The 12,093-nt window shown below is 43.7% G+C and carries 4 protein-coding genes; 3 read left to right on the forward strand and 1 reads right to left on the reverse strand.

Translation table 11 applies throughout. The annotated features are described in order from the left end of the window. Positions 1 to 255: 255 nt before the first annotated feature. From ACJJH9_RS07835 to ACJJH9_RS07845, 3 genes are all read left to right on the forward strand, one after another. Positions 256 to 9,306, forward strand: coding sequence for an RHS repeat-associated core domain-containing protein (locus tag ACJJH9_RS07835; RefSeq protein ID WP_444924852.1), 9,051 nt, complete (start codon positions 256 to 258; stop codon positions 9,304 to 9,306). Between the two features lie 123 nt (positions 9,307 to 9,429). Further along, positions 9,430 to 9,762 (forward strand): hypothetical protein, encoded by a 333-nt coding sequence (locus ACJJH9_RS07840; RefSeq protein WP_444924853.1) that lies wholly within the window; start codon positions 9,430 to 9,432, stop codon positions 9,760 to 9,762. Between the two features lie 779 nt (positions 9,763 to 10,541). Further along, positions 10,542 to 11,087, forward strand: a complete 546-nt coding sequence (locus ACJJH9_RS07845; RefSeq protein ID WP_444924854.1) for a hypothetical protein — start codon at positions 10,542 to 10,544, stop codon at positions 11,085 to 11,087. A gap of 777 nt (positions 11,088 to 11,864) precedes the next feature. Here the strand turns inward: ACJJH9_RS07845 and ACJJH9_RS07850 are convergent. Beyond that, positions 11,865 to 12,086: a DUF2970 domain-containing protein gene (locus ACJJH9_RS07850; RefSeq protein WP_444898413.1), complete on the reverse strand. Its 222-nt coding sequence runs from the start codon at positions 12,084 to 12,086 to the stop codon at positions 11,865 to 11,867. Positions 12,087 to 12,093: the final 7 nt, after the last annotated feature.

Raw genomic sequence — 12,093 nt, forward strand, 5'->3', positions numbered from 1 at the left:
AATGATTTGTATGATCTGAAATTTTATTGATGTGGGTCAAGGTATTTTATTCTAGGGTGTTTTTTGATTGGTTTTTGTGAAGATTTTTGGTGCTAAATAGAGTTTCTAAATCTGAACGATGGTTTCAATTGGAATATAAAGACAGTTTGTGCATTTTAGTAAGGCGCATAATTTCCCTTTGAAAAGCTTATACGATAGACTCCGCGACCTGTTTTTGAGGTGGAAGCCTCGTGGTTAATTACATCGGAGTTCAGTGTGTCCAGGGATTGGAAGGCTATTTTTAGCATTTTTACATTTGTATTTTTTTACTTTTCTTTCTCTGGTCTTGCCTTGGCCGGAGTCATATCCGGAACAACCAATAGTTCCACGGGAACTGTCAAGCTTACTTTCTCTAAGGTTTCTCTTGCCTCAAAGGCTGAGTTTAGAATTTATAAGAGTGGTTCGCTTTATCGAACCTATAGCGTAAGTCCTAGCGGAGGAACAAAGACATATAATTTGGGAACTGGAACTTATCGTTTTGATTTGTGGGCTGGGAATGAATGTCTACAATGGGGTCGCAATGGGCACTGCTATGAACCGGGTTTTTTCTCTAAAAGAGGTAGCCATACGGTCAAGGTAAGTATTGCTGGACCAGGCGCTGTTACTTTACCTAAAACTAGCAAAACTGGAGGGTTTAAGGTTAGTTGGGGTAAAGCATCAAAAACTCCAGATAAGTACATATTGTGGGAGCGAAAGAACGGTGGAGCCTGGAGTGATATTTACTCCGGTGGGGGTCTTTCAAAGACATTGGCTGGTCGATCAACGGGTAAATATGAATATAGAGTGCAAGCATGCTTTACTGCGTGTAGCAGCTATGTGTACTCTCAGGCAATAACCGTTGCTAGAACACCAAGCTCGGTTACTGTCCCCTCTAAAAGTACAAATGGGAGTGTTGCAATCTCGTGGAATGCAGGTTCTGGTGCGTCAAAATATATACTGCAAGAGAAGAAAAACAGCGGCTCATGGGTCGAAGTATATAAGGGAAATCTAACTAAAAAGACGCTAACAGGTAGGGGAACCGGTATCTATAGCTATCGGGTTGCCGTGATTCAAGGGAGTTTGATAAGCTCGTATAAAACTTCATCAAATGTCACTGTTTCCCGGGCTCCAGGTGTTCCTAAGAATCTTGTTGTTCCCGGTAATGATTCTAACGGGGTTTACAAGATCAGCTGGGACTCGGTATCTGGCGCCTCTAGGTATAAAGTTGAACAGACGGGTGATGCTACAGGGAGCTGGAGCCAAACAGGAATAAGTAAAACATTCACTAAAACAAAAAACGGTAGTTATTCCTATCGTGTGAGGGCATGTAAAACATATAATAAGGTTGAGTCCTGTAGTGGATGGACAAGCAAAAAGACAATTAATCTAAAGTTACCCAACATCGCATTGCAATCAGTATCCAAGTCTGGAAAGGTAACTTTAGTTTTTAACACTGATTGGCCAAGGGCCGAGCGTTGTGAGTTAAAGCGAGATAATGTTACTGTAAGTAGTGCTAAATTTAGTTCTGGGTCAATATTTTCTGAGACTTTGAGTGCTAGTGGGACCTACAGCTATCGATATTCATGCCAAACGTGTTTATTAGGTAGCTTTCCTAACTGCCCGGAGCCTGATTTTGCAGGTTATGCATCAGTTTCAGCTACGGTAGTCATTGTTCCCAATAAGGCTACTCTCTCGATAAAAAATAATAAATCTTACAATGGTAATGCCAGTTTAAAATCCAATAGTACTGGGCCGATCAGCTCCGTACGTTGGCAGAAGCGAAAAAAAGGCACTGCTTGGCCCTCTGATAGCTCTTACAGCACAGCTGGAGCAGTAGATTTTACTGCTCCAGGTTTAACAGATGGAAGCTGGGAGTTCCGTAGTAAAAACTGTAACTCTTCAGGTTGCAGCGCTAGTTGGAGCGCTACAGCAGGCATTACTGTTTGGAATCAGCCTCTTCCGTCTGCCCCCGTTTTGGACTCTATAGCCAATAGCTCTAACGGTAGTATAAGTTTGAATTGGAGTGATCGCTCCAATGAGTTTGTATATCAGTACAAAATTTATGAAGGCGGTAAATTTTTAAAAACTGTTTCTACTAGTTCCACTTCTCCATCCAAGGTTACAGGTACACAATTGAAGCGGAATGATGGTGTTTATAAATATCATCTTGTAGCTTGTAACTTGAGGGGGTGTTCGGGAACGGGTAACTCTAAGTCTGTTATTGTGGCTAAAAAGCCGGGTAAGCCTAGTGGTTTAAATTTATCTCCGCTTTTCTCCCGAACGGGAAGTGTTGACCTGAATTGGGGAAGTAGCAGTGGCAACTTGGTTCGTTATGAAATTTTTTCAGGTACAGCCACTTCCGTGGATGGAACTATTTCTTGGAATAACTCTACAGTAATCAAACATACAAACCTGGATAATCTGTCTAAGTCTTTTAGTCTTGATGGTGGATTCTTTGCTTATAAAATCCGTGCTTGTAATCAGGTTTCCAGTTTTTCTAGTTGCTCTGCTACAGCAGTAACAGAAGTTGTGCAGGTAGAGCTTTCATCTCCTCCTGTTTCCGTAGATACACCACCACACAAGGCTACTGCCCTAGCGAATACTGATCCCGCGGTATTGGCCTCAGATCGTGTAGGTATTGTGCCTGGAGAGTTTCGTGTCAGTGAGTCTGGTGCGGCCACCTATAGCCTACCGATTCCAGTTGGCCCCTCATCGGGCAGTAGTGTGCCCAGTGTTAGTGTTAGCTATAGTAGTTCTGGGGGGCATGGTCCACTGGGTATTGGTTGGGGCATTAGTGGGCTCTCAGCAATAACCGCTTGTAGAAAATCTTATGAAGAAGATGGAGTGAATGGCAGCCAGTTTGATCGATTCTGTCTCGATGGTCTGCGCCTAAAATTAGTCTCATCTGGCCAATACGGTGGTATTGGCACTCAATATAGAACATCCCTGGATTCTTTTCTCAGGGTCAAGGTGGTATCGACCGGCGTCGGTAGTAAAAAAGGCTTTGAGGTCTATCGTAAGGATGGGTCCATTTCTTACTATGGCCTAACAGATGATTCTCAGAGTACCAATGCTTGGTATATCAACAAGCAAGCAGACAGTGTCGGCAATCGAATTGAATACTCCTATCTTAAAGATAGTAATGTTGGCGAACACCTCATTGAGTACATAGATTATTCGGGTGGAAGTAATGATATTCTCGTTAACCGAATAGAGTTTAACTACGATACTAATCGTTCAGATAAACGCTATGGCTATCGTTTTGGACAAAAGTCCGCTTCGACGAGACGATTGACCTCAATCATCTCTACGGCAGAGTCCGAGGAAATACGGCGCTATAAGTTTTCCTATAAAAAAAGTGGGACAGGTCGATTATTGCTCGAAGAAGTAGAGGAATGTGTAAAGAGTAATTGTCGTAAACCAACGGTATTTACCTATTCAAAGTCTGATGGTGCTGGTCTTGTTAAAGGGCTTGCGAATCCCAATATTTTTCACTCTGGCTTTGAAGGTGGTAAATATGGCGATGTAAATGGTGATGGACTTACAGACTTTGTATTTATTCGCTACGACGGTAGTCATGGAAAACGCTATATTCGAGTTGCTTTAGGCACTAAGCAAGGGTCGCTTGCCATTCAGCCCGGGCAAATGCGAATTCGTTCCAATGAGCGTGAGGAATGGCACCTCTTAGACTACAACAACGATGGTAAAGATGATTTACTGCATGCGCCAATTTCCGACAGTTCTACATATTGGGAAGTCAATTACTCTAATGGATCTGGGTTTAGTGTAACTGATACTCCTACAGCAATTACTTTCCAAAAAGGTCAGTTGGGTAAAATGCATGATTTTAATGCAGATGGTTTGCCCGACTATATCTATTTTACTGGGGGTAACGCTGATCATTTCAGGAGCCAATCACCTAACCTTAAAATCAGGGAGCTGCAGCGCAGCAGCTCCGGCAAGTTATCATTCAAAAATAGTGAAGTAGTAAGAAGTTTGTCTCTTCCCAGTTCTACCCCGCCTGGGGGAAGAACTGGCTTATATATAAATCGAACTAATGTGAATGTGCGCGATAAAGATATCGTGGCTGATTTCAATGGTGACGGAATTGCAGACTTAACTGCGATTGTGTCAACTAACTGGCGTTGTACCGAGCCATCTATCGATTGTTATAATGATATTACTTCAAAGACCGATTATCATTTTGTTGTGTTGATGTCCAATGTTAATGGTGGGCATTCTACTGTCTTTTCAAGGCAAATATTTAATAGTGGTGGGTCCACTGAGCACATGGTGAGTGATCTCAATGGTGATGGCTTACCTGATTTACTCTTTAGGGTCAGCAATAAAAGTGCCTGGAGTGTTTATCACTTTAATGGGGTTAAATTTATAACCACAAAAGCTCTACCAGCCATCGTAGATGATAATATTCAGTTATATGACTGGGATATGGATGGTCTGGTCGACATTCTTTACCCGAATGCTAACGATAAAATAAATAACGAATACCAGTATTTATATGTGCTCCCCAATAAATCAAATGGCTTTGGTACAGGAGTCAAGACTGGGTTAATACTTGGCGTAGATAAGAGTGACCACAGTCACTATATTATGGATGTGACTGGAGATGGCCGCCCTGAAATCGTTGAGAAGTGTGCTAATCGTGATGAAAAAGAAAACCACTGCGATGATATGCGCACCCGCTCAGGGTTCTTTAGTGGTTCTGGTTTTACAGATAAGTATGTTCGTATCCTCAAACCTAAGCATGGTAATAAACCAGTTGATATTCTTGAATCTGTTGAGAATGGTTTCGGCGTTAGAACAGAAATTCAATATGCACGCCTAAATGACGACAGTGCTAATATTTATAATCGCAAGAAGGGCTCCTTCAAGCTAAATTATGGACGCGGTTCACCCGTTTTTGACTTGTATTCACCGATGTACGTGGTGAAAAAAGTGATTTCTGATGCGCCGGCGGCGAATGACAATAACAATACTGTAGAGGCTCATTACCACTATGCAGGTGCGCGTATGCAGAGTGGTGGGCGCGGTTTCCTCGGTTTTGAGTCGGTTACCACTTATGACCCTCAAAACAAGGTGAAGATAACAACCCGGTATCGCCAAGACTACCCTTACATAGGGATGCCTTCACAAACGGCTAAGGTAATAGAGCCCAATGCCAGCAATATCAAAACTCCGGCTTCCTGTAGTGAATCCAGCCTTAAGCTGATTAGCTGTTCTATTAATACGCTTAAATCGGTTGAGCCGGTATCCGGTAAAACAGTAATGCCCTATATCAGCCAAGCGCAGGATAAGTCCTATAGCTTGGATGGACATTATCTGGGCAAGGTGGTGACTACCACTAATTACACGGCTGATGTTGATATCAAGTATGGCAATGTCAGCTCTGTGGTGGTTAAAAATTATGATGCTTCAAATAACCTTGTTCAGAGCAAAACCACAAGTAACAAATATAATAATGTGGTTAGCAGCAGCCGTTGGCATTTGGCGCGACTGAGTGAGAGCAGCGTCACTACTCAGAGGCAAGGTAGCTTGGCTGCACCACAGATCAAGCGCACTGTACATTTTGGTTATGACGCCCAGACCGGCCTTTTAACTGATGAATGGGTAGCCAAAGGTAGCGCAGAAGAATTGCACACCCGTTACGAACACGATCGCTTTGGTAATCGTATTGCAGCTACTGTGACCGATGCGCTTGGTGAAAGCCGTACTAGCCATACGGGTTATGACAGCTATGGGCGCTTTCCGACCAGTAAGACTAATGCGCTTAGTCAAACGGTAGAGCAGTATTTGGGAATGGATGCCTTTGGCCAACCAGGTAAAGTATTTGATATTAGTGGGGTGGCTACCAATTATGCCTACTCTCAATTTGGTACTCGCTACTTTGAGCATCATGAGACAGGTAGTCATAGCACGACCCTGAGTACACTCTGCGCTGACAGCGGTGGCTGCCCTACGGTCGCTGGTGTACCGGCGCATTTTAAGGTGACTACTACCGGTATTGATAAAACAAAAACGGTAATGTACCACGATCGTCTGGGCCGGGAGATCCGCAAACAAACTCAGGACTTTCATGGTAAATCTGTATTTGTAGATACCCAGTACGATGTGCAGTCCCGTGTTAAAAAGATTTCCGATCCCTATAAAAGCGGGAGTTCTCCGCGTTGGACCTCTTACTCCTACGATATTCTAGGACGCACCACCAAAGTGGATGCACCCAGTGGCCAATGTGATAGCACCATTACCTACAATGGTCTGAGAGAAACTACTAAAAATTGTGCACAGCAAACTAAGGTTACCCAGAAAAATGTGCTCGGTGAACTGGCCCAAGTCACTGATAACATCGGAGGAAAACTTAAGTATGAATATTTTGCTGATGGCAACCTCCGACATGTTCGTGTATTGAATAGCGGAGGCGGTGAAACTTCAGTAACCAGTATTGAATACGATAATCTGGGTCGTAAGAAACGCTTGGTAGATCCGGATAAGGGCACATGGACTTACGGCTATAACGGTTTTGGCGAGTTGGCTTGGCAGAAGGATGCCAAGGGGCAGGGTACCACCATGACCTATGATGCCCTTGGCCGTATGGTGACTCGAGCCGATTACACTAGTTTCAATTCCAGTAGCCAAATAGGCAAGCTACAGAACTTTAGCCGTTGGTACTACGACCAGGATCCCGGCTGTAATTCCAAATACCGATTCGATGGCAAATTGGTGGCCGTGGCCCAAGCTTCCGTAGTTATTAACGGTAGCTGCAATACAAATATGGAGGACATTAGCTTCCTTAAGCTAATGCACTACGATATTTACGGTCGCCTGGGTGAAACTACGACGGTGCTGGGTGTACTTGATGGTGAAGGGGATTTTTATGAGAAGGTCACCTATGACAAGTACAGCCGTGTCAAGCGTAGCTTTGACGCCAGTAATCAGCAGGTAGCTCGCCAACAAAATTACCTATATGGCATGGAAACTGTTTATAACAGCTATGGGTATAAGGTGGGTGTGCGGGATGTGAAGGCTCCTGCCGGGCAGGGTTACTACTACCGTGTGAAGCGCATGAACCTGCGCGGACAGGTAGAAGAAGTATTATTGGGTAATGGCCTCACAACCACTTATGAGTATCACCCACAGCACTATCGCCTCACCAGTATCCTCACAGATATTAATCCTGGGGTAGGTCAAGTGCAGAATCTGCATTACGACTGGAATGCTATCGGCAACCTTTTGTCTAAAACCGATCTCAGTGGTGATGGTAGTTACAGCAAGGATCTACAGGAAAGTTTTGAGTACGATGGCCTGAACCGCCTGCGCTATGCACGGCTCTATAGTGGCGGTAGCGAAGCTAGCGTGCAGGAAGTGCGTTACAACGATGCCGGAAACATCAGATTTAAAAGTGGGGTTGGAAATTATAGTTACGATAGTGCTCGACCTCATGCTGTGACAAAAGCTGGAAGCCTTAGTTATGAATACGATGAAAATGGCAACATGGTGCGAGGTTCAAATAACCGCATAAGGGAATATACGGTATTTGATAAGCCAAGTTTACTCACCAAAGATAGTCATAAAACCCGCCTTTATTATGGTCCCGACCGTAGTCGCTTCAAGCGTGTGGACGACAATGGCAAAGGTACTGTGACTACCTTGCAGATCGGCAGCGTCGAGAAAGTGATTGAGCGCAGTACCTCCGGTGCCCATATAAAGAGCTTCTATCGCCGCAATATTGCGGGGGTTGCTGTTGAGCGAATACAACTAAATGCGTCGGATGAAATTGCCGGTACTAGCACTCAGTATTTGCACAAAGACCTACAGGGCTCCCTGGATGTCATTACTGATAGTAAGGGGCAGGTTGCAGAAGGTGCTGCAGGTAACAAGTTGCTATACAGCTTTGATGCCTGGGGCAAACGCCGCAACCCGTTGAACTGGGAGCGTATTGGTTCTGGCCCCTCGAATACGGTTAAGACTTTAAACGTTGGTGCTTTTAATCATTTAAGTAGTAACCGTGGTTACACAGGTCATGAAATGATGGATGAGGTGGGCCTTATTCATATGAATGGTCGGGTGTACGATCCCAATCTGTCACGCTTCTTAACAGCGGATCCGATCATTGATGGTATTACTTCGGTCCAGGGCTACAATCGTTATGCCTATGTACACAATAATCCGCTGAGTTATACGGATCCTTCTGGGTATAGTTCCTGGAATAAATTCAGGAATGCCTTCTTAAATAACCGTGATCTTCATCGTTATATGGCTGGGAAGCCACTTTTGAATGCTGTTGCACAAGTTGCTATTTGCGTAGCTTCTAATGCTGCTTGTCCGGCGGCCCTTGCCGCTTATAATGCGAATCAGACATATCAGGTAACTGGAGATATAGGGTTAGCTTTCCGAAATGGTGTACTTGCAGGGATTTCTGCAGCAGCCTTTTCCGCCATGCCTCGTGGGTGGAGTCCGACTAATATTGCAATCCGTGGGGTAACCGGAGGTATATTATCAAAACTGGGTGGTGGAAAATTTGCCCACGGTTTTGTCTCGGCGGGAGTTGGTGGTGGTTTTGCGGACGATACTCATGTTGCAGTGCGGATAGTTGCTTCTGGATTGGTTTCGGAGGCTACTGGTGGGAAGTTTATTAATGGGGCGGCGACCGCAGCCTTTACGGCAATAGCGCGTGCTATTAAACGAGCTGGGAGTTCCCCCAATCCCTCATTCCCTACGCCAAGTATTGAGATTGAGATAGAATTTGAGTTCCAAGAGGAGGTGTCAGTGGATTTGGAAGTTATACCTCCAGAAGCTTCTGAATACGTGCCTCATTTGTATTCTCCCCCAGAAAGGCGAGTTATGGAGGAGGTGAGTGTTGTCGCTACCCCCATCAGGTATGATTTTTCTGGGCCGGTAGCTATTTATTATCAAAGGCTAGCGGCAAGAAGAATGCAAGATGCTATGATAGCAAGGTATTCAAGTGCCGTCGCTCAGCACCAATCTTGGGTAAGGTTTGCAAATGCGGCTAATTTTGTTGGGGCGGAGTTACCAAGCTACTTATTAGGAGCGGGTTTAGGGGCGCATGGGCTTAGAATGGCTACGCCTTATGCTCTAAAGAGTGGGAGAAATGCTTTTCTTGCTTTAGAGCTCTTAAGCGGGGAGGTGACTGCCGTCGGATATCAGATGCTGCGATATGAATATGTATGGGCGACGTCGGGTGGAGCAGCAGGTCACGCTTATTCAGCTTCAAAAGTCTTAAAGCCTAGAATGCGATGGCCAGCATATTGATTTCTTTGGCAAAATATTCTCTCTTTCGTGTTAAGTGAACTATTGGTGTAGAAGCTTTTAATGGATGGATTCTCTAATTCCATCACACAAAGGGTGGTAAAACTAATATCTAGGTACAGTAGTATGGATTGGAAAGAAGAGTTAATAGCGCCTTTACCTGAGTATGTCGCCGCATTTTCAGGTGCTTTTGTTATTTGGTATTTAGGGTTGTCAATTCAAGATGTGATCAAGTTGATAGGTCTTGCTCTTGTTATATTCTACTTTTCTTACTTTTCTTATGGTTTTTTTGGTCTAGGGGTTTACTCTAGGGTTAGTGTTTCGTCAATCTTGTGGGTTTGGTTTTATAGTTGGACGTATTTTTTCAACGATATTATTGTGGGCTTTTTATTTCCGGTAATTTTAATCCTTGCTGTGTGTTTTGTTGGTTTTCTGCTTGGTTTTACAAGGAAGTCTTAGCCTGGAGCCTGGATTTTAGAATTATTGATAGAAAAATAGAGTGTCGATGTCAGGAAACTAACGTATTTGTTTACAGGCAGAACTTTGGCAGGTCATCTGATAGAGTTCTGTTTTACCTGTATTCTACTCAGCTACACCTTAAAGCTAAGGAGCTTAATAATTTTGTCGGTAAAAAACTCAAGTAGTATTGAAAAGATTTCTAGAAAGCCTTGAGTGCGACGGCCTTAACCGCCAGTACTACCACCTCTCTATCAGGCCGGCCCCTCAAGCTGAAACCAGGAAATCTGCTACGATAATGCCAGCATTACCAGCTGTCAGTACAATAACAGGAGTAACATAAATATCGCTCAGGCAAACTTACTGTAACCACCTTACAGGTTGACAGCGTAGAGAAAGTGATTGAGCGCAGCACCCCCGGTACAACTACCAGGAGCCTCTATCACCACAATAACATAGGGGTTGCCATCGAGGGTGTCGAGATGAGTACACACGGTGAAGCCGCCAGCACCATTACCCAGAATTAAAATAAAGAACTCCAGAATTCCCTGAATCTAATAACGATCAGATTGACAAAGATGCTACTGGCAACAAACTAGTTTAAAATTTTGATGACCTAAGCGGGCACCAGAATACACAGATTTGGAATTTTAAAAGATTTAATTTCCGTGTTTATAAAATGAAAAACTTCACTCTGTATAACAGTTTCCTTATTTCCAATATTGAGATTGCTCACGTTTGCTTGAGTGAAAATTACACATAAGAAACAATGCGGTGTAATTTTGGTTGAAGCGAAAACTAATATTAACTTCATAAAAGGAAATGTTATATCATTACCAAAAAATATGAAGGAAATAGGGTCTGCTGTTGACCTTGTTGGTGATTTTGATTTGCACTATCAAAATCCAAAGCCCCATGAAAATGGTAGCCGTTCTATTTTGACGATGAATGTATCGGTATATCTTGAGCTCGGTTATCAGTCTAAGCATGATAAAATAGTGCATGGATATTGCAGTAAAAACGATATACAACAAAGAAATACTGATGGAAGCCAGATTTATTATAAGGATAACCCCAGTGCGGATACGGTGCTGAGTACCTTTTACAAGGCACGTGCAGAGACTGCTGCAGTGATAGCAAAAGATTACTTTGTTGATCAGTGGTTAAAAGGAAAGACACTTCAAGAAAATAAGAAGATGTTCCCCTCTGTGCAAAAAGATGAGCAAGACGATGGTTATCACTATGATGTTACATGTTACTACACTCCGGATACCACCTATGTAGTATTTCATTGTCATCCGCCGAAAGATATCAAAGTGAAGCTTTAGTTAGAGTTTAGGTGAATTACTGATTTAGGTAATGAAGCTTTATGATTAACCTTCCAGGCTAGATAATTTGGTCTTCAAGGGAACATTTGCTTCTCTTGGAGACTAAAACATAGTTTTTACTAAAAGAATTGCATAGTATTTTTCAGGGTTCTATTTGTCAGCAATGTTTATCTTTTGGTTATGCGCGGCATTGCCGATTTAGATAATTTTCGATTGAGTATGGAAATTGCCGGCGCGTTGGCGAATATAGTTGGCGCCCTCTGCGTGGGAGCCTGTAATCCCCCGAATTGCAATCGCATTAATATCGGTCATTAAATGCTGGATAAGACAGGCCCTGTCCCTATAAATGGACAGATCTACAATCCAACCCCGGCCTACCTTGCAACTGCAGACTCAATTTGCTCTACTTGATATGCCGCTGCCTGCGGCTCACCTACTTTGAATAACAATAATTTGTAATCGGAGAAATTCGATGAAGGAAGAAGTAGCTGTTACCCCGGAAGAAGACAATTTCGCAGATGCCATCGCCGCTGTAGCTCTGGTCGCTATCTTTGTTGCAACCTGTATTTTCTGGGTTGCTACCCGCTGACCCATATGTTGTCCCGACCCGGAGCCGAGCCGTACCGGGTACTTCTCCATAAATCTCCCTTTATGACCCACAGCAATATCTTCCCTGGGGCTATCTGCTTGGGCTGAACTCTATTTATGCAGTAATTTTTGTAATCAAGCGGGCGAGGAGCCCGCTTATGATGAGAGAATTCTAGCTGGAAGAGAGCGTCAGCCCATATTGCCCAGCACGGTCTTTACGATCAGTATTAGGGTTAAGACAAACAAAATGGTGAAGACAATTCCGGCGACAACAAAGTGCATCATGCTGCCGCTTTGAAAGTCCTTCTCTCGGTTCTTGTTGCTCTGAACTCCAATGGCCCCTGCCAAAGTGCTTAGTACAATCTGGCCAAGTCCGGGCTTCCTTGCTCGTTTGTTATTATTTTCCTGCATGGGGGGG

The organism is Microbulbifer mixtoriginis (SeqCode) (assembly GCF_052466715.1).

What these genes read in the sequence shown, in the direction of transcription:
- ACJJH9_RS07840 (WP_444924853.1), top strand. Translation starts at nt 9,430, where the DNA reads ATGGATTGGAAAGAAGAGTTAATAGCGCCTTTACCTGAGTATGTCGCC.
- ACJJH9_RS07850 (WP_444898413.1), bottom strand. Translation starts at nt 12,086, where the DNA reads ATGCAGGAAAATAATAACAAACGAGCAAGGAAGCCCGGACTTGGCCAG.